This window comes from Streptomyces sp. JH14, assembly GCF_029428675.1.
Taxonomy (GTDB): Bacteria; Actinomycetota; Actinomycetes; order Streptomycetales; family Streptomycetaceae; genus Streptomyces.
This window is the reverse complement of record NZ_JAJNEL010000001.1, coordinates 3,485,530-3,508,027: the sequence shown is the minus strand read 5'-3', so window position 1 is coordinate 3,508,027 and position 22,498 is coordinate 3,485,530. Positions and strand designations below refer to the sequence as shown.

Below are 22,498 nucleotides of genomic sequence, written 5' to 3'. Positions count from 1 at the left end.
CGACCGCTCCGATTCGGCCGGATCAGTCCTCGTCGGGCAGGACGACATTCAGTGCCCAGGACACGATCGAGATGATCAGGCCGCCGAGCACGGCAGTCCAGAAGCCCTCGACATGGAAGCTGAGGTCGAACTGGTCGGCCAGCCAGGAGGTCAGCAACAGCATCAGCGCGTTCACCACGAGGGTGATCAGCCCGAGTGTGAGGATGAACAGCGGCAGCGTGAGCACCTTCACGATCGGCTTCACCACGAAGTTGACCAGCCCGAAGATCAGGGCGACGAGAACCAGGGTGAGCGCCTTGCGTCCGGTACTGCCACCGGACAGCGTGATGTTGTCGAGCAGCCAGATGGCCACGGCCAGCGCACCTGCGTTGGCGATCGTCTTGACTACGAAATTCTTCATGTGTCTGATCGTGGCAGACATGATCGATGGCGAACACTGGCAGAACGAAAGCAAGGGGCGGACGGGCCATGAAGGCATTCAGACTGGACGAACTGGAGGCGGAACGGGCCGCCAACGATGGTGCGTACCTGCAGTTTCTGCGCGAACGGAACATGTCCGTCGGTCTGTACGCGCTCGACGCCGGCGACCTCGACCCCCAGCAGCCGCACAGCCAGGACGAGGTCTACCTCATCGTCAGCGGCCGCGCCTCGATCACCGTCGGCATGGAGACCACGCAGGTGGGCAGGGGAAGCGTGGTGTACGTCCCGGCCGGTGTGGCCCACAAGTTCCACCACATCACCGAGGATCTGCGGGTCATGGTGGTCTTCTCTCCGCCGGAGAGCTGAGCCGGACCCTCAGGGATCCCTAGGGGTTCGATCAGGGGACTCCAAGGGCTCCAAGACCACCGCAGGCCGCCCCCGCGCCTCTAGCATCGAAGCAAGTGCTCATCGAAGCGGGTACTCACAGAGACGAGGTAGGGACGATGGCCGTGCGGGAGATATTCGCGGGGATGCCCTGGTGGGTGAAGTGGGTCGCGGTGCCCGTCATCGCGATCGTCGTGTTCGGCGGTCTGATCGCCAGCGTGATCGGATTCGTGATCGGTCTGCTCTTCAAGGCGCTGGTCTTCGTGCTCCTGGTCGGCGGGCTCGTCTTCGTAGTACGGAAGTTCATGTCGTCCTCGTCGTCGCGCGGTGACTGGTAGGACGGGGCCGGTCACCAGTCGGGCTATTAGCCCAGCTGAGCTAAGTACCAGACGAAACGACACCCCCTGCGGACGCTGCCGATACAGTGGCGCTCCGCTGCCGTTGCCTGGGAAAAAACTGTCCGTCACCGCCGTGACCAGTGATTTGCACGAACGTCCGGCCTGCGGACCCAGGATTGCGGCAGGCCCGTGGGGGCGGCCCCCACGGTCGGGCTGATAGCCCGTCACCATGCCTGGGGGTGACCTTTGACCACGGCATCGAGTACCGCTGTCCCGACGTTGATCGGTTCGGTTCAGCGGGCGTTGAGGCTGTTGGAGGCTGTGGGCGCCCATCGGGACGGGGCGCCCGCGAAGCAGCTCGCCCGGGAAGCGGGGCTTCCCCTTCCCACCGCCTATCACCTGCTGCGCACCCTCACCCATGAGGGCTATCTGCGCCGGGAGAACGGCGTCTTCCTCTTCGGTTCCGCCGCTGAGCGGCTGGTCGACGACGGTGCGCTGCAGAATCGTCGCAGCGGAATGACCCAGTCCCTGGCCCGCTGGAGCGACATCATCGGTGCGCCCGTGTACTGCGCCGTCTACCGCGAGGGAGAGATCGAACTCGTCGCGGTGGCCGATGCGCCTGCCGCGCCCGCGGTGGAGGAGTGGGCCTCGTTCCGGGAGACCGGGCACGCCCATGCGATCGGCCAGTGCCTGCTGGGCCAGCTCGACGAGAGGGCTCGTGAGGACCATCTGGACCGTCACCCTGTGCAGCCGCTGACCCGCTACACGGTGCGGGACAAATCGGCGCTTCTTGAGCGTTTGGGGTCGTCGAGCCCCATGGAGCCTGTCATCGAGCGACAGGAGTACGCCCTCGGAACCGTCTGCGCCGCCATCCCGATCACGGCCGGATTCACGGCAGCCGCCATGGCGATTTCGGTGCCTCTCGACCAAGAGGAGCAGTTGCTCCCCGCAATCGAACGGCTACGTGGCGAAGTGGCGAGCCTCTTGCGCTCGTTCGTGTTCTCTATCAGTATCTGAAAAATCACTCCTTGTGATCTGCTATCGCGTGCACCACGATGGCGTCAATAGGGCCATGGGGGATCATTCCTGGCCAGATTCATCTACTGCGGGGTTGAACGATGCGCGAGTCGGTTCAAGCTGAAGTCATGATGAGTTTTCTCGTCTCCGAGGAGCTCTCCTTCCGTATTCCGGTGGAGCTCCGGTACGAAGTGTGCGATCCGTATGCGATCCGGATGACCTTCCATCTGCCGGGCGACGCCCCCGTCACCTGGGCTTTTGGCCGCGAGCTGCTGCTGGACGGCCTCAACAGCCCCAGCGGCGACGGGGATGTGCACATCAGTCCCACGGAGCCCGAGGGGCTGTCCGACGTGCACATCCGCCTTCAGGTCGGCGCCGATCGCGCTCTCTTCAGGGCCGGCACGGCGCCACTCGTTGCATTTCTGGACCGAACGGACAAACTCGTCCCTCTCGGTCAGGAGTGCACACTGAGTGACTTCGAGGGGAGCCTGGAGGAGGCGCTCGGCCGGATCCTGGCCAAGGAACAGAACGCCGGCTGAAGAGGGGTTTGCGCCGACGGCCGGCACACCGTTCGAACACGGTGTCTGCCGAACGGGTGATACGTGCTCCGTGCCGGGACGTTCAGTGCTTCGCCCTGCGACGCCGGCCTCTTCCGCTCCGTACGGGTGCCGAAGCTCCGGCTTCCGCGCCGAGCCCCGTGCGGTCGGCGGAGACGACCAACGCCGCGAGCACCGTCGTCACCGGCACCGAGGCGACCAGTCCGATGGACCCGATCAGCGTCCGTACGATCTCCACCGCCACGAGTTCGCTGTTGGCCACGGTCCCCACGCTGCTCTGCGCGATCGAGAACAGCAGCAACAGGGGAAGCGCGGCGCCGGCATACGCGAGCACCAGTGTGTTGACCACCGAAGCGATGTGGTCGCGTCCGATCCTGATGCCTGCCCGGTACAGCTTCCGCGCCCCCATCGTCGGATCCGCCTGATGCAACTCCCAGACCGCCGATGTCTGGGTGACCGTCACATCGTCGAGCACGCCGAGCGAGCCGATGATGACACCGGCCAGCAGCAGGCCGCTCATGTCGATGTGCGGGTACAGGCCGTGGATGAGGCCGGTGCTGTCGTCGGTGTTGCCGCTCAGGCTCGCCCAGCCGATGAAGAGCGAACCGAGCAGCCCGATCAGCACCAGTGAGATCAGCGTGCCGATGACCGCGACCGATGTGCGGGCGCTCAGGCCGTGGCACATGTAGAGCGCGAGCAGCATGATCGCGCTGGCCCCGACGACCGCAACCAGCAGCGGATTCGAGCCCTGCAGGATCGCCGGCAGGATGAACAGGGTCAGCACGGCGAACGACGCGGCGAGCGCGATCAGCGCCATCACCCCGCGCATCCTGCCGACCACGACCACCGCGAGGGCGAAGATCCCGGCCAGCAGAGCCATCGGGAACTCCCGGTCCACATCCATGACGGAGTACTGGAGGTCATGGGGAGCATCGGGGGCGTACGCGACGACGACTCCCTGCCCCTCGTGCAACTGCCGTGGTGCGTCGGGCTGGACGATCTCGACGAAGGTCCTTCCCTTGTCGTGGCCGGTCGTCACCTCGATCGTGGCCTTCTCGCACAGCCCCGCCTCCCGGCCGGGGGTCGCGCTCCCCGAGGGCGTCGTGGTGTCGCCGGTGGCCGGTGCCTGCGCGGCGTTCACGTCCTTGCAGTCGACCTTGTCGATGTTCACCACCTTGCCCTGCTGGGTCTGCCGGTCGAAGCCGACACCGGTGCGCTCGTGCGCGGGCGCACCGCCAGGCCAGAGCACCACGAGGCCGACGACGACGGCGGTGGCGAACGGGATCAGCACGGCCGCGATGACCTTGCGCAGATGTTTCGATACCGGTGCGGCGGGCCCATGGCTGTGCGCGTGGGCGTGCTGATGGTCCTGCGGTCCGGAGTCGCTCTGGGGGGGACGTCACCCAGGGATCATCGCAAGGAGAGGAGGCCCTCTGTTCAGTACGGCTCGAAGGACGCTAGCGTGGCAGCACCTTTGCACACGCGGGAGCTCGGAGCACCGGGCTGAGAGGGCGCTGATATCCGTACGTCCGTACGGAACAGGCTGCGCCGACCGCCGAACCTGTTACCGGGTAATGCCGGCGTAGGGAGTAGGTCTCATGACCACATCGGACGCACGCACGCCTGCCTCGAACCGGAGCGCCGAGGCCGGGAAGTCCATCGGCTGGCACAAGGGGTACGTCCAGGGCTCGCGCCCGGACCTCCGGGTGCCGGTCCGGCAGGTGCACCTCACCAACGGCAAGGACGTGACGCTGTACGACACCTCGGGGCCGTACACCGACCCCGCCACCGACACCGACGTCCGGCGCGGCCTTGCGCCGCTCCGCGAGAACTGGATCACCGCCCGCGGCGACACCGAGCAGTACGCGGGCCGCCCGGTCCGGCCCGAGGACGACGGGCTCAAGAACACCTCGCCGCGCGGCGGACTGCGCAACCTCGACGCCGTCTTCCCCGGCCGCCCGCGCCAGCCGCGCCGCAGCCGCGACGGGCAGCCGGTGACCCAGCTCGCGTACGCCCACCGGGGCGACATCACCCCGGAGATGGAGTACGTGGCGATCCGGGAGAACGTGGAACCCGAGGTCGTACGCGAGGAGATCGCAGCCGGCCGGGCGGTCCTGCCGGCCAACGTCAACCACCCGGAGACCGAGCCGATGATCATCGGCAAGCGGTTCCTGGTGAAGGTCAACGCCAACATCGGCAACTCCGCGGTCACTTCCTCCATCGAGGAGGAGGTGGAGAAGATGACCTGGGCGACCCGGTGGGGCGCCGACACGGTCATGGATCTCTCCACCGGTCGCAACATCCACACCACCCGTGAGTGGGTTCTGCGCAACTCCCCGGTGCCCATCGGCACCGTTCCGCTCTACCAGGCCCTCGAAAAGGTCGACGGCAGGGCCGAGGAGCTGACCTGGGAGATCTACAAGGACACCGTCATCGAGCAGGCCGAGCAGGGCGTCGACTACATGACGGTCCACGCCGGTGTGCGCCTCCCGTACGTCCCGCTCACCGCCCGCCGCAAGACCGGCATCGTCTCCCGTGGCGGATCGATCATGGCGGCCTGGTGCCTGGCGCACCACAAGGAGTCGTTCCTGTACGAGAACTTCGAGGAGCTCTGCGAGATCCTCGCGACGTACGACGTGACGTACTCGCTGGGCGACGGGCTGCGCCCCGGCTCGATCGCCGACGCCAACGACGAGGCCCAGTTCGCCGAACTGCGCACGCTCGGCGAACTCAACACGATCGCCAAGCGGTTCGGCGTCCAGACGATGATCGAGGGCCCGGGCCATGTCCCGATGCACAAGATCAAGGAGAACATCGACCTCCAGCAGGAGATCTGCGAGGAGGCGCCGTTCTACACGCTCGGCCCGCTCACCACGGACGTCGCTCCGGCGTACGACCACATCACCTCGGGCATCGGCGCAGCGATGATCGCCTGGTGGGGGACGGCGATGCTCTGTTACGTCACGCCCAAGGAGCACCTGGGCCTGCCCAACCGGGACGACGTGAAGACAGGGGTGATCACCTACAAGATCGCGGCTCATGCCGCGGACCTGGCCAAGGGCCACCCCGGGGCGCAGGACTGGGACGACGCCCTGTCCGACGCGCGCTTCGAGTTCCGCTGGGAGGACCAGTTCAACCTGGCTCTCGACCCGGACACGGCACGGGAGTTCCACGACGAGACGCTGCCGGCCGAGCCGGCGAAAACGGCGCACTTCTGCTCGATGTGCGGCCCCAAGTTCTGCTCGATGAAGATCAGTCGAAGCATCACAGAGCAGTTCGGCGGTGACACCGGCTCGACGGCTGAAGAGATCGAGGCCGGGATGCTGGAGAAGTCGAAGGAGTTCGCGGCGGCGGGGAACCGGGTGTACCTGCCGCTCGCGGAGACGGGAGGCAGGTCGGCCGACTGACCCGGCCGCCTCAGCGGAGGGGGCCCGCCAGGCCACCGGTCCCGGCCGGCCCGCCTCCGCGAAACCCACCGCGAACGGCTTGTCGTCGTCGTCCGTCACCAGGTGGATGCTGCACTCCGTCACGCTGTCGCCCGGCCGGATTGTCCGCGCGACCCAGTCGGACGGACAGCCGGGCCCATGGCGGCCTTCTTGACGTATCTGGACAGGCGCATGGACTTCCCTTGCCGCACGATGATCCGGATCCGCCGGAGGACTGACGCATCGTAGGACGTCACCGCGGAGGGGGCGGGGCGGCCGGTCGTGCCTTGATCATCCAGGTGGGGCCTGACGCTGTCCTCGATGAAGATCTCCCGGGACATCCGGCGTGCGCACCGCGGTTCGCAGTCGGAGATCGAGGCCGGCATGGCCGAGAAGGCCAAGGAGTTCGCGGCGGCGGGCAACCGCGTCCATCTGCCGATAGCGGACTGATACCGAGGCATTCGGTGTGAGCGGTGGGGGTGGCTCTCCTGGCGCCCCCACCCCTGACGACGCCGTCGCTCACGGGAGGGGACCAGGGGCGTCCGGCCCTTCGACCTCCGGACACCCCCTGGTGGCCGGAGCGGCCGGTCAGTCCAGTTCGTGTTCCGGGCCGCCGAAGTCCGGACTGGTGAAGTCGGGACTCGTGAACGAAGGGCGGGGACCCGCCGCCGGGCCCTCCTCGGGGCTCGAGAAGTCCGGCCTGGAATAACCGATCTTCGGGATGCGGTTGGCCGAGCGGTGCGGTGTGCGCGACGCGGGGCCGGCCGTGGGATCGGCGAGCGCGTCCCGCAGGAACGGCAGGATGCCCCGCTCCAGCAGTGCATGCCGCCAGGCCTCTCTGGCGCGCGCCACATCCTCCGGCAGCTCGTCCTCGGGGTCCTCGGCGGGCAGCGACGTCGAGCCGTTGCGCAACGCGGTGATGAGCAGTCCGATGGCGGCGGCCAGTATCGCGGCCGCCATGACCGCCGCGAAGAACCAGCCCGCGGCGACCATGGTGTCGGCGAAGGACGGGGGCTGACTGAGCATCTTCAGGATGTAGCCGACCAGGAGGAAGATCAGCGCGGCGGTACCCGCGAGCATCGGTGCCAGGACGGTGACGACTGCCCCTATGCCGGCGCCAGGCCGGTTCAGATCGTCCGCGTCGGACCCGAGGCCCGAGCCCTGGGCCGAGCCGGCGGCCGGTCCGCGCAGTTCTTCGCGGACCTTCACATAGTGCTCGTACTCGGTGGCGGCCGCCGCGGTGATCAGGGCTGTGGCGTTCAGCGCCATGGTGCGCAACTGTTCCGCGTTGAGCCGTTCGCCGACTCCGGCAAGATCCGGTCGTTCATGGGCGTGACGCAGCGCGTCGCCGAGGATCCGCTCGTACTCGGGTCGGTCCTCGGCCAGCAGGTGCGGAGCGCTGTTCATCTGCATCCCCCGATGCTCCGTAGGGCCTGATTGCCCGCTTGGACCGGGCAGTTGGGCGGAAACGGAGGAGAGCCTGCTACTGATAGGCCGATGGTAGAGCGCCCACGGCACGGGGTGACAGGGGGTTTCCGTAAATAGGCCCAGTGGTCGGCATGGTCAGGTCGTGGATGCGTCTTCCCCGCAGACCGTCAGTCATGCAATGGCAGCTGGACGACCAGTAGCTTTCCGGCCATGGTCACGCCGCCGTCCATGGCGATGGCGAGCCCGTCCGCGTACACGTGGGGGCCGTTCACCACGGGGCCCGCACCGTCCTCGCCGTCCTCCGGGGAGACCTCGCCGAGCAGATACGGAATGGGGCTGTGACCATGCACGATGCGCTGTCCGCCGTACGCCGCCATCAGGTCCTGGACCGCCTGCGTGCCGCCCTCGTCGCGGAAGGCGAACCGCTTGGTGAGCTTGCGGAAGAGGTCCCAGCACTCGTCGGCGTCGTTGCGCGTGAGAATGGCGTGCACAGTCTCGTTGACGTCCTCGATGGTGGAGCCGTAGTCGAGGTAGGCCGTCGTGTCGGAGTGCATCAGAAGATGCCCGTCCTCCTCGACGACCGCGTCGAGCCGGGACATCCACTGGAGGTGCACGTCCTGGAGCCGCTCCATGTCGGTCTTCTGGCCGCCGTTGAGCAGCCAGGCGGCCTGGAACGTGGCGGTGCCCGCACCGGAGTTGACCGGTGTGTCGGCGAACCGCTTGGCGCCGATGAGCAGCAGTTCGTGGTTGCCCATCAGGGCCTTGCAGTAGCCGCCGGCGGCCGCGGCCTCGGCGGACAGGCGCATGACCAGGTCGATGACGCCGATGCCGTCCGGACCGCGGTCGGTGAAGTCGCCGAGGAACCAGAGCCGGGCGTTGCCTGCGGCCCAGGCGCCCTCGGCGTCGATGAGGCCCTTCTCGACGAGGGCTTCGCGGAGCTCGTCCAGATAACCGTGGACGTCGCCGACGACGTACAGCGGTCCGAGTCCCTGGTCCGCTGCGGGCCGCGGGTCCGGGACGGCCTGTACCTGGACGGTGCCACCGCGGTTGATCACGGGAAGATCGCGTGCGGTGGGCGTGTACCCCTCCGGCTCGTCGCCCGGGACGACGCTGCCGGGATGTGGCGCCGCGGGCGGCACCGGGGTCTGCGCATAGGGCGGCACGCGGAAGTCACGCAACGTCGCCGTCCGCACCACGGGTTCCTGACCGGCCCCCTGTGTCATCGACCCCTCCACCACCGTCGCGCCGCCGTACACCTGGCGGCCCCTGCTGGTCGGGGTGGTCCGCGGTGTCGTGCGCCCATCATAGGAATGCGGATCGTGCTCTGTGATGCACCAGGGGTGGTGAATCCGGGCGCACGCCGGGTTCACTGGCCGATTGGTCCTAATTGACCTGATCAATCCCCGGACGGGGAGCGAGGGGCGCTGACCGTGGTGCGGGGCGGACGGCGTTGCGAGGACGTCCGGACGATGAGTTCGGTCGGTATGACCCGTTCCACCGGACCGTCCTGATCGACGCCTTCGATGGCGTCGATCAAGAGCTGGACGACCGCTGTGCCGATGCGGCGCGGCTTGAGCGAGAGTGTCGTGATGGGCGGTTCGGTCGTCGCGTACACGGTGGACTCGCTGCAGCAGACGAGCAGCAGGTCCTCGGGAACGCGCAGTCCGTACCGGCGGGCGGCTGCCAGGAGATCGGTGCCGTTGGGGTCGAAGAGTCCGTAGACGGCGTCGGGCCGGTCGGGGCGGGCGAGGAGACGGTCGGCTGCGACCGCCCCCGCGCACGGGTCGTGAGCCGGATAGGACTCGTACACCGGGTCCTGGCCCACGCGCTCGCACCAGTGGAGGTACGCGGTGGTGGAGAGCCGGGTGTACGTGTCCGTGGTGGTGCCGGTGAGGAGGCCGATCCGGCGGGCCCCGGCGGCGGCGAGATGGTCGAGGAGGTCGAGCACCGCGGCACGGTGGTCGTTGTCCACCCAGGCGGTGACCGGAAGGGTCCCGGCGGGGCGGCCGTCCGAGACGACGGGCAGCCCCTGGCGGACGAGTTCGGTGACGACCGGATCCTGGTCGGAGGGGTCGATGACCACGGTGCCGTCGAGCGCCACATTCGACCAGACGTCATGGCGTGAAGTGGCGGGGAGGATGACAAGGGCGTAGCCGCGGGCGAGCGCGGCGGAGGTGGCCGCTCTGGCCATCTCCGCGAAATAGGCGAATTCGGTGAAGGTGAAAGGTTCATCCCCGTACGTCGTGACGGTCAGGCCGATGAGGCCGGACTTGCCGGTACGGAGCGTTCGGGCCGCGGCGGACGGGCGGTAGCCCAGGCGCTCGGCGACCTCGCGGACATGGCGGCGGGTGGCGTCCGGGAGCCTGCCCTTGCCGTTGAGCGCGTCGGAGACGGTCGTGATGGAGACTCCGGCGGCGGCGGCCACATCACGGATTCCCGCTCGTCCCTGCCGTCCGCCGCGCCGGGGTGTCTCCGTCCGGCTCACCTGGTGCTTCCCTGCTGCTGTCATGGCGAGCCGATAGTAGGGCTCGGGTGGCTGGTTGGGCCGGTCGCATATTCACGCATTGACAGACACGTTTCTGCATGATCATTGCACGTCAAATGCCTTGTAAAGCAAGGGAGTTGATGCGCTAGGTCATGGTCTGTGATGTGTCGATGCGGATGGGCCTGCTAAATGGTCGATGTTTCGAAGAGGTCTCAACTCACCTCTTCGGGGGATGCGCGCCACGGCGTGAACCACCGGCGTGCGCCAGGATGAGAAACGCTCCCCCCATTCCCGGGCCCACCGGACGATTCCTCCGCTCTCCCATTCGCAGCAGCGCCCAATCCTCATAAGGTGAGCAGTATTGATGTGTACGACGGTCGAGGAGGACCTGCGGTGAGCAAGACGAGCCCCAAGCTGCGCGCCGAGCTGGACGGCGTCCCCGCCTATGTACCGGGCCGGGCGGCGGCGGCCGGCGGACCGGTCGCGTTCAAGCTGTCCTCCAACGAGAACCCGTATCCGCCGCTGCCCGGGGTGATGGAGTCCGCCCTGGCCGCGGCCGCGAACTTCAACCGCTACCCCGACATGGCCTGCACCGGGCTGATGAACGAGCTGTCCGACCGGTTCGGTGTGCCTCTCTCGCATCTCGCCACCGGTACCGGCTCCGTCGGGGTGGCGCAGCAGCTGCTTCAGGCCACGTCGGGCCCGGGCGACGAGGTCATCTATGCCTGGCGCTCCTTCGAGGCGTACCCGATCATCACCCAGATCAGCGGTGCGACCTCGGTGAAGGTGCCGCTCACCGACGGCGAGGTGCACGACCTCGACGCGATGGCGGACGCGATCACGGACCGCACCCGGATGATCTTCGTATGCAACCCGAACAACCCGACCGGGACGGTGGTGCGCAGGGCCGAGCTGGAGCGGTTCCTGGACCGGGTGCCGGGCGATGTGCTCGTGGTGCTCGACGAGGCGTACAAGGAGTTCATCCGCGACATCGAGGTGCCGGACGGACTCGAGATCTACCGGGACCGGCCCAATGTTGCGGTGCTGCGGACGTTCTCCAAGGCCTACGGGCTGGCAGGCCTGCGGGTCGGGTTCGCGGTGGCCCATGAGCCGGTGGCGGCCGCACTGCGCAAGACCGCGGTGCCGTTCGGGGTCAGTCAAGTGGCGCAGGACGCGGCGGTCGCCTCGATGCGCGCCGAGGACGAACTTCTCGGCCGGGTGGGCTCCCTGGTCTGTGAGCGGACCCGCGTGCAGAAGGCTCTGGTGGGCCAGGGGTGGACCGTTCCGGATTCGCAGGCCAACTTCATCTGGCTGCGGCTCGGCGACCGTGCACTCGACTTCGCCGGGGCCTGCGAGCGGGCCGGTGTCGTGGTCAGGCCGTTCGCGGGCGAGGGTGTGCGGGTCACGATCGGCGAGGACGAGGCGAACGACGTGTTCCTGAGGGTGGCGGAGGCGTACCGCGAGGAGCTGTAGCCGACTCCTGCTCGCGCATACGGCAACGCGCCGAGGCGCGTATGTGTGCACCGGAAGGCCCCGCACCTCTCGTTCGTCGAGGTGCGGGGCCTTTCCGTGTGCGGGCGTCCCGGACGAGAGGCCCAGGGGGACCCCCCTCGAACATCCCGAAAGCCTGTGCGCCATAATGCTTGTGAATGTGAACGCGTTCACAAGCTGTCCTGTTTCTCCCTTGAACAGTCGGATTAACAGGGCAAACTGCCGCTGTGGCTACGGCGACGTAAGGAGAAGACGACGTGGAGCTAGCACTGGCGCCCGAGACCTTGGCGCGATGGCAGTTCGGCATCACCACCGTCTACCACTTCCTCTTCGTTCCCCTCACGATCTCTCTGGCCGCGCTCACCGCCGGCCTGCAGACCGCCTGGGTGCGGACCAACAAGGAGAAGTACCTCAGGGCCACGAAGTTCTGGGGGAAGCTCTTCCTGATCAACATCGCCATGGGTGTCGTCACCGGCATCGTCCAGGAGTTCCAGTTCGGCATGAACTGGTCCGACTACTCGCGATTCGTCGGTGACGTCTTCGGTGCCCCGCTCGCCTTCGAGGCGTTGATCGCCTTCTTCTTCGAGTCCACCTTCATCGGACTGTGGATCTTCGGCTGGGACCGGCTGCCGAAGAGGATCCACCTCGCCTGCATCTGGATGGTCTCCATCGGGACGATCCTCTCCGCGTACTTCATCCTGGCGGCGAACTCCTGGATGCAGCACCCGGTCGGCTACCGGATCAACAAGGAACGGGGCCGGGCCGAGCTCACCGACTTCTGGCATGTGCTCACCCAGAACACCGCGCTCGCCCAGTTCTTCCACACCATCTCGGCGGCCTTCCTGGTCGGCGGTGCGTTCATGGTCGGCATTGCCGCCTTTCATCTGGCGCGCAAGAAGCACATCCCGGTGATGCGCACCTCGCTCCGGCTCGGACTGGTCACCGTCGTGATCGCCGGTCTGCTCACCGCCGTCAGCGGCGACACGCTGGGCAAGGTCATGTTCAAGCAGCAGCCGATGAAGATGGCCGCGGCCGAGGCGCTGTGGGAGGGGCAGGACGCGGCCCCCTTCTCGATCTTCGCGGTCGGGGACGTGGCCAAGGGCCACAACACCGTGGAGATCTCGATCCCGGGGATACTGTCCTTCCTCGCGGACGACGATTTCCATTCGTACGTCCCCGGCATCAACGACATCAACAAGGCGGAGCAGGAGCGATTCGGCCCCGGCGACTACCGGCCCAACATCCCGGTCGCCTTCTGGAGCTTCCGCTGGATGATCGGCTTCGGCATGGCGTCCTTCGGCCTCGGCCTGCTCGGACTGTGGCTGACGCGCAAGAGGTTCATGCTGCGGCCGGGACTGCGGACCGGCGAGGACGAAGTGCCGCACCTGGTCCTCTTCAAGAACAAGGCGCTCAGCCCGAAGTTCGCCAGGCTCTACTGGATCGTCGCTCTGTGGACGCTCCTCTTCCCGTTGGTCGCCAACTCCTGGGGCTGGATCTTCACCGAGATGGGCCGCCAGCCCTGGGTCGTCTACGGGGTGCTGCAGACGCGCAATGCGGTCTCTCCCGGCGTCTCCCAGGGTGAGGTGCTCACCTCCATGATCCTCTTCACCCTGCTCTACGGGACGCTCGCCGTGGTCGAGGTCAAGCTGCTCGTGAAGTACATCAAGGCCGGACCACCGGAGCTCACGGAGTCCGATCTCAACCCGCCCACCAGGATCGGCGGCGACGACCACGACGACGCCGACCGGCCGATGGCCTTCTCCTACTGAGAGCAGAGGAGCGCAGAGATGGAACTCCACGACGTCTGGTTCGTACTCATCGCCGTTCTCTGGACCGGCTACTTCTTCCTGGAGGGCTTCGACTTCGGTATCGGTGTCCTCACCAAGCTGCTGGCCCGGGACCGCAAGGAGCGGCGGGTCCTGATCAATACGATCGGACCCGTCTGGGACGGCAACGAGGTATGGCTGCTCACCGCGGGCGGTGCGACCTTCGCCGCCTTCCCCGAGTGGTACGCGACCCTGTTCTCCGGCTTCTACCTGCCGCTGCTGATCATTCTGCTCTGCCTGATCGTGCGCGGTGTCGCCTTCGAGTACCGGGCGAAGCGGCCCGAGGAGAGGTGGCAGACCAACTGGGAGCATGCGATCTTCTGGACCTCGCTGATTCCGGCCCTGCTCTGGGGCGTGGCCTTCGGGAACATCGTGCGGGGCGTGAAGATCGACGCCGACATGGAGTACGTGGGCACTTTCGGGGACCTGCTCAACCCGTACGCAATCCTCGGCGGACTGGTCACACTCTTCCTCTTCACCTTCCACGGTGCGGTGTTCGCCGCGCTCAAGACGGTCGGGGACATCAGGGAGCGCTCGCGTGCCATGGCGTTCAAGCTGGGCCTGGCAACCGCGGTGCTCGCACTCGGCTTCCTGATCTGGACCCAGGCCGACAACGGCGACGGCAGGAGTCTCGTCGCGATGGTCATCGCCGTGCTGGCGCTGGTCGGAGCGATCGCTGCCATAGCGGCGGGACGTGAGGGCTGGTCGTTCGCGTTCTCCGGAGTGACCATCGTGGCCGCCGTCGCGATGCTCTTCCTGACCCTCTTTCCGAACGTCATGCCGTCCTCGCTGAACGACGCTTGGAACCTCACAGTCACCAACGCCTCGTCCAGCCCGTACACGCTGAAGATCATGACCTGGTGCGCCGGAATCGCCACTCCTGTGGTGCTGCTGTACCAGGGGTGGACGTACTGGGTGTTCCGCAAGCGCATCGGCACGCAGCACATCGCCGAAGCACACTGACGCACCCCGCGCGGGAGAGGGGTCCCGGCCTTTCTCCCGCTCCGGTCCACCGACTGAGCTCTCTGGGGGCTGTTTCACGTGAAACCGATCGATCCGCGTCTGCTCCACCACGCCCGCGCCACCCGTCTCTTCCTCATGGCCGTGGTGGCACTCGGGGCGGTCGGTGCGGCGCTGGTCGTCGCCCAGGCCGTGCTCATCGCCGACGTGGTGGTGGGCGGGTTCGAGGACGGGCTGACCGTCCCGGGGCTGCGCACCCCGCTGGTCCTGCTCGCAGCGGTCGCGCTGGGCCGGGGGCTGGTCTCCTGGCTGACCGAACTGGCCGCGTACCGGGCCAGCGCGGCGGTCAAGTCCGAACTCCGCGGCCGGCTGCTCGACCGGGCGGCGGCGCTCGGGCCGGAGTGGCTGAGCGGCCAGCGCACCGGCTCCCTTGTGGCCCTCGCCACCCGGGGTGTCGACGCGCTCGACGACTACTTCGCGCGCTATCTGCCGCAGCTCGGTCTCGCGGTGATCGTGCCGGTGGCGGTCCTCGCCCGGATCGTCACCGAGGACTGGGTCTCGGCGGCGATCATCGTGGTCACACTGCCGCTCATCCCGCTCTTCATGATTCTGATCGGCTGGGCCACCCAGTCCCGGATGGACCGCCAGTGGCAGTTGCTCTCCCGGCTCTCCGGACACTTCCTCGACGTGGTCGCCGGACTGCCCACGCTGAAGGTCTTCGGCCGCGCCAAGGCTCAGGCCGAGTCCATTCGCACCATCACCTCGCAGTACCGCAGGGCCACCCTCCGGACTCTGCGGATCGCCTTCCTGTCGTCCTTCGCGCTGGAGCTTCTCGCCACCCTGTCGGTGGCGCTGGTTGCCGTCACCATCGGCATGCGGCTCGTCCACGGCGAACTCGACCTCTACACAGGCCTGGTGGTGCTGATCCTCGCGCCCGAGGCCTATCTGCCGATCCGGCAGGTCGGCGCGCAGTACCACGCAGCGGCCGAAGGGCTCTCGGCCGCGGAGGAGATCTTCGCGGTCCTGGAGACCGAGCCGCAGGCCGGCGGCACGGCGGATGTCCCGCAGTCGCTGCGCCTGGAGCTGGAGGGGGTGACCGTACGGCACGCGGGCCGTACCGAGCCTTCGCTGGACAGGGCCTCGCTGGTGGTGGACGAAGGGGAGACCGTAGCCCTGGTCGGCCCGAGCGGCGTCGGAAAGTCCACGCTGCTCCATGCGCTGCTGGGGTTCGCGGCGCCCGACGAGGGCCGGGTGCGGATCGGCAGCGCCGATCTGTCGACGCTCGCGCCCGAGCGCTGGCGGGAGCGGATCGCCTGGGTGCCGCAGCGCCCACAGCTTTTCGCGGGCACGATCGCGGAGAACGTACGGCTGGCCCGGCCGGACGCGGACGACAGCGCGGTGGAGGCGGCGTTGCGGGACGCGGGGGCGCACGACTTCGTGACGGAGCTGCCCGACGGCGCGCAGACGCTCCTCGGCGAGGACGGCGCCGGACTCTCCGCCGGTCAGCGGCAGCGGCTCGCGCTCGCGCGGGCGTTCCTCGCCGACCGGCCGGTGCTGCTGCTCGACGAGCCGACCGCGAGCCTGGACGGCGAGACGGAGGCGGAGATCGTCGACGCGGTACGGAGGCTGGCGGCGGGGCGGACCGTGCTGCTCGTCGTGCACCGGCCGGCCCTGCTCGCGGTTGCCGACCGGGTGGTGACGCTGGAACGCGGTGATGCACCGCAAGGGCGGCCGGCCAGGAGGCCGGCCGAGGCGGTGGCCGCGGTGCCGCGGCAGGCGCGCACGGACGGGCCGGGGAGCCCGGACACGTACGAGGGCGAGCGGGAGCCCGAGGTGCTGCGCGAGACAGCGGCCCGCACCGGAAAGGTGCTCGCCCGGGTCCGGGAGGCCGCAGGGGCACAGCGCGGACGGTTCGCGCTCGCCCTGTTGCTGGGCAGCCTCGCCCTGGGTTCCACCGTCGGTCTCATGGCCGTCTCCGGCTGGCTGATCTCCCGGGCCTCCGAGCAGCCTCCCGTGCTCTATCTGATGGTCGCCGTGACCGCGACCCGTGCCTTCGGGCTCGGACGCGCCGTCTTCCGCTATGCCGAGCGTCTGGTCTCGCACGACGCGGTGCTGAGCATGCTCGCCGAGCTGCGCGTGGCCGTGTACCGCGGACTGGAGCGCATCGCACCGGCCGGTCTGCGCCGCACGCGGCGAGGGGACCTGCTGTCCCGGCTCGTCGCCGATGTCGACGCGCTGCAGGACTACTGGCTGCGGTGGCTGCTGCCCGCCGGGACCGCGGTGGTGGTGGGATCCGCAGCCGCAGGGTTCACCGGCTGGCTGCTGCCCCAGGCGGGCGTCGTACTCGCCGCCGGGCTGCTGCTGGCCGGTGTCGGGGTGCCGCTGGTGAGTGGTGCGGGCGCCCGCCGTGCGGAACGTCAACTGGCGCCCGCACGGGCCGACCTGGCCACCAGGATCACCGATCTGCTCGGCGGCACGGCCGAACTGACCGTCGCGGGCGCGCTGCCCGCACGCAAGGAGAGGACGCGGGAGGCCGACACCGTGTTGACCAGGATCGCGGCACGGGCAGCCGCGGCCACCGCGCTCGGCGGCGGCCTCTCCGCCCTGATCTGCGGACTCACCGTCGTCGTCGCCGCGCTCGTCGCGGTCCCGGCGGTTCACGACGGACGGCTGGAAGGCGTGGAGCTCGCGGTGGTGGTGCTCACCCCGCTCGCCGCGTTCGAAGCCGTGACCGGTCTGCCGCTCGCCGCCCAGTACCGGCACCGGGTCAGGCGGAGCGCGGAGCGGGTGTACGAGGTGCTGGACGCCCCGGTGCCGGTGCACGAGCCCGCCACCTCGGCCGAGGCCCCCGCAACACCGTTCCCGCTGGAGGTGCGGGGGCTGGCCGCCCGGTACGCGGGAGCGTCTCGGGACGCCCTGGACTCGGTCGACCTGACACTGACCGCAGGCCGGCGCATCGCCGTCGTCGGTCCCTCGGGCTCCGGGAAGACCACCCTCGCGCAGGTCCTGCTCCGCTTCCTGGACGCGCGGGCGGGGACGTACCGGATCGGGGGTGTGGAAGCCTCCACCCTGGACGGGGACACCGTGCGGCAGTACGTCGGACTCTGTGCCCAGGACGCCCATGTCTTCGACAGCTCCATCCGGGAGAACCTCAGGCTCGCCCGTACCGGCGCGACGGACGACGACCTGCGGGACGCTCTCGCCGAGGCACGGCTGCTCGACTGGGCCGAAGCGCTGCCCGACGGGCTCGACACCCTCGTCGGTGAGCACGGCGCGCGGCTCTCCGGCGGCCAGCGCCAGCGGCTTGCGCTGGCCCGCGCACTCCTGGCCGACTTCCCCGTGCTCGTCCTGGACGAGCCGGCCGAGCATCTCGACCTGGCAACGGCGGATGCCCTGACGGCGGATCTGCTGGCCGCGACCCGGGGCCGTACGACGGTCCTGATCACTCATCGGCTGGCGGGGCTCGAAGCCGTCGACGAGGTGGTGGTGATGGACGCGGGCAGGATCGTGCAACGCGGCCCGTACACCGTTCTGGCGGCCGCCGACGGACCGTTGCGCCGGATGCTGGAGCGCGAACAGGAGACCGTACAGATGCCGGACGTGGCCGCACGGCTGTAGCGCCCTTCCGCCGGCCCAAGAGGTGGGCCGGCGGCTGCCGGAGCGAGCCGCCGGACCACTCCAGCCGACTTTCCTCCCCAAAAGGGACTAACTAGGCTCTGGGTATGTCAGAGCAGGACCCGAAGGACTCACTCGAAGCCGCAACGCAGGCGACGCACAGCCTGCAGGGCCTGTCCACCGAGCTCACCGCCCGCGTCCCGCAACTCCTGGAAGCCATGCGTTCCGTCGGCACCGGGCTCGAACTGCACTCCACCCTCGACCGGATCTGCGACACCGCGGCCGAACTCGCCGACGCCCGCTACGCCGCCATCGGCGTCGTCGACGAGGAGGGCGCAGGACTCTCCGACTTCCTGACACACGGGGTGCCGAAAGAGGTGGAAGACGAGATCGGGCACCGGCCCGGCGGGCAGCGGGGGCTGCTCGGAGCGCTGATCCACGATCCGGCACCCGTCAGGCTCGCCGATCTGACGGCCGATCCGAGGTTCGAAGGATTTCCCGCCGGTCATCCCCCGATGCGGACCTTCCTCGGCGTCCCGATCCGGGTACAGGGAGAGATCTTCGGCAATCTCTATCTCGCCGAGAAGGAGGGCGGGGCCGAGTTCACCGACTACGACCTGCACATGGTGCGGGTGCTCGCCACGGAGGCCGGGATCGCCATCGGCAACGCCCGGCTGTACGAGGCAGCACGCCAGCGCGAACGGTGGATCGACGGATCGGTGGCCGTGACCACCGCGCTGCTCTCCGGCGGGGACGCCGACGACGCCCTCGCGGTCGTCGCCGAACAGGCCCGCCATCTCGCCGACTCCGCCGCGGGGATCGTGCTCCTTCCGGCCGAGGAGGGCGGTCTGGAGATCGTCGCCGTCTCCGCCGACAGCCCGTCAGCCTCGCTCGGAGTGATCATCGGCCCGGAGAGTCCTGCCGTCGCCGAACTGCTGGCCGGCGAGGCAGTCTTCATGGACGACCTGGCCACCGACTCCCGCATGGTCATCAGGCCGGCGCACCCGTACGGCCCGAGCATGTTCCTGCCGCTGCACAGCGGCGGACGGGTCCTCGGGGCGCTCGCCACCCCACGCGCCCGCGGCGACCGACCGTTCACCAAGACCGAACGGACACTGGCCACGCAGTTCGCCTCGCAGGCCGCGCTCGCACTGATGATGGCCGAAGCACAGCGGGACCGGGAGCGGCTCGCGGTGTACGAGGACCGCGACCGGATCGCCCGTGACCTGCACGATCTGGTCATCCAGCGGCTGTTCGCCACCGGGATGATGCTGGAGAGCGCGCAGCGCCGCTCGGACGTGCCGGAGGTGCAGACCGGCGTCGGCCGGGCGGTCGACGAACTGGACGTGACCATCCAGGAGATCCGTACCGCGATCTTCGCACTCCAGCCGGAGCCGGCCGAGGCGCCGTCAGGGCTGCGCACCCGCGTCCTGCGCGAGATCAACATGGCGGCCGTCCCTCTGGGCTTCAAGCCGTCCCACCGCTTCCTCGGCCCGGTCGACTCACTGGTGGGCGAGCGGACCGGCAAGAACCTGATCGCTGCGCTGCGGGAGGCGCTGTCCAACGCGTTCCGGCATGCCGAGGCGTCCTTGATCGACGTGGTCGTCGACGCGACGGCCGCACTGCCCGACGGACGCGACGCGGTACGTCTGTCGGTGGCCGACGACGGGGTGGGCATCCCGGAGGGCAGCCGCCGCAGCGGGCTGCGGAATCTGGCGCGCAGGGCGGAATCGCTGGGCGGGGCGAGCTGGTTCGGGCCGGGCATCGGGGAGGGCGGCGGAGGCACGACGGTGGTGTGGGAGGCACCGCTGTGACGGCCGGTCGCTGGTGCGAGGCTTCGTGGTCTGCCGCCGTTCGTGGCCGGTGTTCAGCCTTCGGTGCGGTGCGTCCGGCGCTCGGCGACCAGCCGTTCGACGACGACCGCGACACCGTCCTCGTTGTTGGTGACGGTCCGGCCGGAGGCGGCGGCGAGCGCTGCGGGGTGAGCGTTGGCCATCGCGTACGAGGTGCCTGCCCAGCTCAGCATCTCCACGTCGTTCGGCATGTCCCCGAAGGCGACGACCTCGGCGGGCGAGATGCCGCGCTCGGCACAGCAGAGCGCCAGCGTGCTGGCCTTGGAGACGCCGAGACCGCTGACTTCCAGCAGGGCCGTGGGGCTGGACCGGGTGAAGGACGCCACATCGCCGGCTGCGGCGCGGGCCACATCGAGGAAGTCGTCGGGGGCCAGCTCCGTGTGGTGCGCGAGAAGCTTCAGAACGGGGACGCCCGAGCCCGGGGTCTCCTCGTGGAGCAGCTTCTCGGCGATGGCGACGGTGGCGCCCGGGTCGACGTGGAACGGCGGGTAGGCCGGCTCGTAGTGGATGCCGGTCGTCAGCTCCACGGCGAACGTCGTGCCCGGGGCGGCCGCACGCAGGGCGTGGACGACCGCGAGGGCGGCGCCACGTTCCAGCGGCCGGACCTTCAGCAGCTTGCCGCCCGCGTGCAGATCGGCGACCGCGGCGCCGTTCGCGCAGATCGCCAGGCCGTGGCCGTGGACATGGTCGCTGACGACATCCATCCAGCGGGCCGGGCGTCCGGTGACGAAGAAGACCTCGATCCCGGCCTCCTCGGCCGCGGCGAGAGCCGCGACGGTGCGGTCCGAGACGGTTTTGTCGTCACGCAGCAGAGTGCCGTCCAGATCGGTGGCGACCAGCCGGGGAAGGGCAGGCAGAGGCGATTCGATAGCTGAGGTCACCCCGCCATTCTCGCGTACGACGGCGCACGGGTGTGCGGAGGGGCGCACATATGAGGGCGCGCGCCTCTGAGCTGGGGAACATGCCTGCCGCATATGCCAGGGGATCTCGGATCCCCTGGCGCGCTGCCGGCGGCCGACGACGGTCTGCCGCCGACAGCGGGTCCGAGGGTCAGCCGAGCTGGGACAGGCCTTCGGTGGCGATCCGCTCGAAGACCTTCTCGTCCGCCGCGAAGTCGGAGTCCGCGATCGGCCAGTGGATGACGATCTCCGTGAACCCCAGCTCGAAGTGGGTGCCTGCGAAGTCCACGAACGCGTCGAAGGACTCCAGGGGGCGGTCCGGGGTGAAGCCGGTGAGCAGGATCTTGTCCAGCTCACCGACATCCCGGCCGATGGCCTCGCAGGCCGTCCCGAGCTTCTTGAGCTGCCCGCGGATGGCCTCCACGGACTGCGCGGGCGTGCCCTCTTCGAACAGCTTGGGGTCGCCGGTGGTGACCCAGGCCTGCCCGTACTGCGCGGCGAGCTTCAGCCCGCGCGGCCCGGTGGCGGCCACGGCGAACGGCAGCCTCGGGCGCTGCACACAGCCGGGGATGTTCCGCGCCTCGTTCGCCGAGTAGAACTCCCCCTCGTGCGTGACCGACGGTTCCCGCAGCAGCCGGTCGAGCAGGGGAACGAACTCGGCGAAGTGGTCGGCCCGCTCGCGCGGGGTCCATGGCTCCTCGTCGCTCCGGCGCAGTGTCGTGGCGTCGAAACCGTTGCCGCCTGCACCGATACCGAGGGTGATACGTCCGTCGGCGACGTCGTCCAGCGTGATGAGGTCCTTGGCCAAGGTCACCGGGTGCCGGAAGTTCGGGGAGGTGACGAGGGTGCCCAGACGGATCCGCTCGGTGGCGGCGGCCGCTGCGGTCAGGGTCGGAACCGCACCGAACCACGGTCCGTCGCGGAAGGTCCGCCAGGCCAGGTGGTCGTACGTGTACGCGGCGTGGAAACCCAGTTCCTCGGCGCGCTGCCAGACCTTGCGGCCCTCGCTCCAGCGGTGGATCGGCAGAATTGCAGTGCTCAGACGCATACCTATGACCATACGGCGGGCGACAGGGCGGCAGGGGGACCGGTTCCGCGGTAGGTGCGGGTCGGGCTCAGCCGGGGAAGCGCAGGAACTCGGGCGGTACCGCGTCGGTGAGCCAGACGCCGTTCGCGCTGACGTAGAAGACGTGGCCGGCCCGGTGCATCGCCGCCGCGTCCACGGAGAGGACGACAGGGCGCCCGCGCCGGGCGCCGACACGGGTCGCCGTCTCGCGGTCGGGCGAGAGATGGACGTGGCGCCGGTTCATGGGGCGCAGCCCCTCGGTACGGATCGCGTCCAGGACGCGGCCCACCGTGCCGTGGTAGAGGTACGCCGGCGGCTCGGCGGGTGGCAGACCGAGGTCCACCGGGACGGTGTGGCCCTGGCTCGCACGGATGCGGTCGCCCTCGATGGCGTAGCGCTGTTTGTCATTGGCCGCGACGACATGGTCGAGCTCGGCCCGGGTGATGGGGAAATTGTGCCGGGCCGTGGCCCGCAGCAGCTCGTCGATCGGCACCCAGCCGTTCGCATCGAGAGTGATGCCGATGCGCTCGGGGTGATGCCGCAGGTGCTTCGAAAGGTATTTGGACACCTTGACGGTGCGTCTCTCGTCCATCCCGCTGTCGTCCATCCCGCAAGAGTGCCCGTGACGATCTCGTCAACGCATCCGGATTTGGTCAGGATGCACACCGCCGATTTTCGTTCACAGGTTTGATCCACAGCCAACTAGCTTTATCCACAGGCAATTTGGCGATTCT

At 68.8% G+C, this 22,498-nt stretch carries 19 protein-coding genes and 1 riboswitch; of the genes, 11 read left to right on the top strand and 8 right to left on the bottom strand.

Annotated elements, in window-relative coordinates:
* Nucleotides 1-22: 22 nt before the first annotated feature.
* A complete protein-coding gene (locus LRD69_RS15805; protein ID WP_277327201.1) occupies nucleotides 23-400 on the bottom strand; it encodes a phage holin family protein in 378 nt (125 codons plus the stop codon).
* Between the two features lie 68 nt (nucleotides 401-468).
* Between LRD69_RS15805 and LRD69_RS15800 the strand changes: the two genes are divergently transcribed.
* The 4 genes from LRD69_RS15800 (at nucleotide 469) to LRD69_RS15785 (ending at nucleotide 2,698) form a co-directional block, all read left to right on the top strand.
* Nucleotides 469-786 carry a cupin domain-containing protein gene (locus LRD69_RS15800; protein ID WP_277327200.1) on the top strand — a complete coding sequence of 106 codons (318 nt, stop codon included), beginning with the start codon at nucleotides 469-471 and terminating at the stop codon, nucleotides 784-786.
* Nucleotides 787-929: 143 nt separating this feature from the next.
* Nucleotides 930-1,142 (top strand): DUF5326 family protein, encoded by a 213-nt coding sequence (locus LRD69_RS15795; protein WP_277329753.1) that lies wholly within the window; start codon nucleotides 930-932, stop codon nucleotides 1,140-1,142.
* 246 nt (nucleotides 1,143-1,388) lie between these two features.
* Nucleotides 1,389-2,159, top strand: a complete 771-nt coding sequence (locus tag LRD69_RS15790; protein ID WP_277327199.1) for a helix-turn-helix domain-containing protein — start codon at nucleotides 1,389-1,391, stop codon at nucleotides 2,157-2,159.
* A 101-nt stretch (nucleotides 2,160-2,260) separates the two neighbouring features.
* Nucleotides 2,261-2,698 carry an SsgA family sporulation/cell division regulator gene (locus LRD69_RS15785; RefSeq protein ID WP_277327198.1) on the top strand — a complete coding sequence of 146 codons (438 nt, stop codon included), beginning with the start codon at nucleotides 2,261-2,263 and terminating at the stop codon, nucleotides 2,696-2,698.
* A gap of 82 nt (nucleotides 2,699-2,780) precedes the next feature.
* On the opposite strand, the gene LRD69_RS15780 is transcribed toward LRD69_RS15785, so the two are convergent.
* Nucleotides 2,781-4,016, bottom strand: a complete 1,236-nt coding sequence (locus tag LRD69_RS15780; RefSeq protein ID WP_277329752.1) for a YibE/F family protein — start codon at nucleotides 4,014-4,016, stop codon at nucleotides 2,781-2,783.
* Nucleotides 4,017-4,188: 172 nt separating this feature from the next.
* Nucleotides 4,189-4,322: riboswitch (TPP riboswitch) on the top strand.
* On the opposite strand from LRD69_RS15780, the gene thiC reads away from it, so the two are divergent.
* Together thiC and LRD69_RS15770 are read left to right on the top strand one after the other, a co-directional pair.
* Entirely contained in the window at nucleotides 4,315-6,123 is a 1,809-nt protein-coding gene (gene thiC, locus LRD69_RS15775; RefSeq protein WP_277327197.1) for a phosphomethylpyrimidine synthase ThiC, read from the top strand. Its footprint overlaps the riboswitch before it by 8 nt.
* A 339-nt stretch (nucleotides 6,124-6,462) precedes the next feature.
* Nucleotides 6,463-6,591, top strand: coding sequence for a hypothetical protein (locus LRD69_RS15770; RefSeq protein ID WP_277327196.1), 129 nt, complete (start codon nucleotides 6,463-6,465; stop codon nucleotides 6,589-6,591).
* Nucleotides 6,592-6,729: 138 nt separating this feature from the next.
* Here the strand turns inward: LRD69_RS15770 and LRD69_RS15765 are convergent, their stop codons facing one another.
* The 3 genes from LRD69_RS15765 to LRD69_RS15755 form a co-directional block, all read right to left on the bottom strand.
* Nucleotides 6,730-7,554 carry a hypothetical protein gene (locus LRD69_RS15765; protein WP_277327195.1) on the bottom strand — a complete coding sequence of 275 codons (825 nt, stop codon included), beginning with the start codon at nucleotides 7,552-7,554 and terminating at the stop codon, nucleotides 6,730-6,732.
* Between the two features lie 182 nt (nucleotides 7,555-7,736).
* Nucleotides 7,737-8,792, bottom strand: coding sequence for a metallophosphoesterase (locus LRD69_RS15760; protein WP_277327194.1), 1,056 nt, complete (start codon nucleotides 8,790-8,792; stop codon nucleotides 7,737-7,739).
* A 173-nt stretch (nucleotides 8,793-8,965) separates the two neighbouring features.
* Nucleotides 8,966-10,078 carry a LacI family DNA-binding transcriptional regulator gene (locus LRD69_RS15755; RefSeq protein ID WP_277327193.1) on the bottom strand — a complete coding sequence of 371 codons (1,113 nt, stop codon included), beginning with the start codon at nucleotides 10,076-10,078 and terminating at the stop codon, nucleotides 8,966-8,968.
* A gap of 369 nt (nucleotides 10,079-10,447) precedes the next feature.
* Between LRD69_RS15755 and hisC the strand changes: the two genes are divergently transcribed.
* The 5 genes from hisC to LRD69_RS15730 all read left to right on the top strand — a co-directional run bounded on the left by hisC (nucleotide 10,448) and on the right by LRD69_RS15730 (nucleotide 19,760).
* Nucleotides 10,448-11,527, top strand: a complete 1,080-nt coding sequence (hisC, locus tag LRD69_RS15750; RefSeq protein WP_277327192.1) for a histidinol-phosphate transaminase — start codon at nucleotides 10,448-10,450, stop codon at nucleotides 11,525-11,527.
* A 275-nt stretch (nucleotides 11,528-11,802) separates the two neighbouring features.
* Nucleotides 11,803-13,314 carry a cytochrome ubiquinol oxidase subunit I gene (locus LRD69_RS15745; protein ID WP_277327191.1) on the top strand — a complete coding sequence of 504 codons (1,512 nt, stop codon included), beginning with the start codon at nucleotides 11,803-11,805 and terminating at the stop codon, nucleotides 13,312-13,314.
* 18 nt (nucleotides 13,315-13,332) lie between these two features.
* On the top strand, nucleotides 13,333-14,334 hold the full coding sequence (gene cydB, locus LRD69_RS15740) for a cytochrome d ubiquinol oxidase subunit II (protein ID WP_277327190.1): 1,002 nt from the start codon (nucleotides 13,333-13,335) through the stop codon (nucleotides 14,332-14,334).
* 78 nt (nucleotides 14,335-14,412) lie between these two features.
* Nucleotides 14,413-17,949, top strand: a complete 3,537-nt coding sequence (gene cydD / locus LRD69_RS15735; protein ID WP_277327189.1) for a thiol reductant ABC exporter subunit CydD — start codon at nucleotides 14,413-14,415, stop codon at nucleotides 17,947-17,949.
* A gap of 104 nt (nucleotides 17,950-18,053) precedes the next feature.
* Nucleotides 18,054-19,760 carry a GAF domain-containing protein gene (locus LRD69_RS15730; protein WP_277327188.1) on the top strand — a complete coding sequence of 569 codons (1,707 nt, stop codon included), beginning with the start codon at nucleotides 18,054-18,056 and terminating at the stop codon, nucleotides 19,758-19,760.
* Between the two features lie 53 nt (nucleotides 19,761-19,813).
* Here LRD69_RS15730 and LRD69_RS15725 read toward each other — a convergent pair whose 3' ends face one another.
* The 3 genes from LRD69_RS15725 to LRD69_RS15715 form a co-directional block, all read right to left on the bottom strand.
* On the bottom strand, nucleotides 19,814-20,680 hold the full coding sequence (locus LRD69_RS15725; protein WP_277327187.1) for a Cof-type HAD-IIB family hydrolase: 867 nt from the start codon (nucleotides 20,678-20,680) through the stop codon (nucleotides 19,814-19,816).
* A gap of 169 nt (nucleotides 20,681-20,849) precedes the next feature.
* On the bottom strand, nucleotides 20,850-21,746 hold the full coding sequence (locus LRD69_RS15720) for an LLM class flavin-dependent oxidoreductase (protein WP_277327186.1): 897 nt from the start codon (nucleotides 21,744-21,746) through the stop codon (nucleotides 20,850-20,852).
* 67 nt (nucleotides 21,747-21,813) lie between these two features.
* Nucleotides 21,814-22,356 (bottom strand): RNA 2'-phosphotransferase, encoded by a 543-nt coding sequence (locus LRD69_RS15715; protein ID WP_277329751.1) that lies wholly within the window; start codon nucleotides 22,354-22,356, stop codon nucleotides 21,814-21,816.
* Nucleotides 22,357-22,498 lie beyond the last annotated feature (142 nt).

Coding starts and splice junctions, on each gene's coding strand:
- LRD69_RS15805 (WP_277327201.1), bottom strand. CDS start 400: ATGAAGAATTTCGTAGTCAAGACGATCGCCAACGCAGGTGCGCTGGCC.
- LRD69_RS15800 (WP_277327200.1), top strand. CDS start 469: ATGAAGGCATTCAGACTGGACGAACTGGAGGCGGAACGGGCCGCCAAC.
- LRD69_RS15785 (WP_277327198.1), top strand. CDS start 2,261: ATGCGCGAGTCGGTTCAAGCTGAAGTCATGATGAGTTTTCTCGTCTCC.
- thiC (WP_277327197.1), top strand. CDS start 4,315: ATGACCACATCGGACGCACGCACGCCTGCCTCGAACCGGAGCGCCGAG.
- LRD69_RS15770 (WP_277327196.1), top strand. CDS start 6,463: ATGAAGATCTCCCGGGACATCCGGCGTGCGCACCGCGGTTCGCAGTCG.
- LRD69_RS15765 (WP_277327195.1), bottom strand. CDS start 7,554: ATGCAGATGAACAGCGCTCCGCACCTGCTGGCCGAGGACCGACCCGAG.
- LRD69_RS15760 (WP_277327194.1), bottom strand. CDS start 8,792: ATGACACAGGGGGCCGGTCAGGAACCCGTGGTGCGGACGGCGACGTTG.
- LRD69_RS15755 (WP_277327193.1), bottom strand. CDS start 10,078: ATGACAGCAGCAGGGAAGCACCAGGTGAGCCGGACGGAGACACCCCGG.
- cydB (WP_277327190.1), top strand. CDS start 13,333: ATGGAACTCCACGACGTCTGGTTCGTACTCATCGCCGTTCTCTGGACC.
- LRD69_RS15730 (WP_277327188.1), top strand. CDS start 18,054: ATGTCAGAGCAGGACCCGAAGGACTCACTCGAAGCCGCAACGCAGGCG.
- LRD69_RS15720 (WP_277327186.1), bottom strand. CDS start 21,746: ATGCGTCTGAGCACTGCAATTCTGCCGATCCACCGCTGGAGCGAGGGC.
- LRD69_RS15715 (WP_277329751.1), bottom strand. CDS start 22,356: ATGGACGAGAGACGCACCGTCAAGGTGTCCAAATACCTTTCGAAGCAC.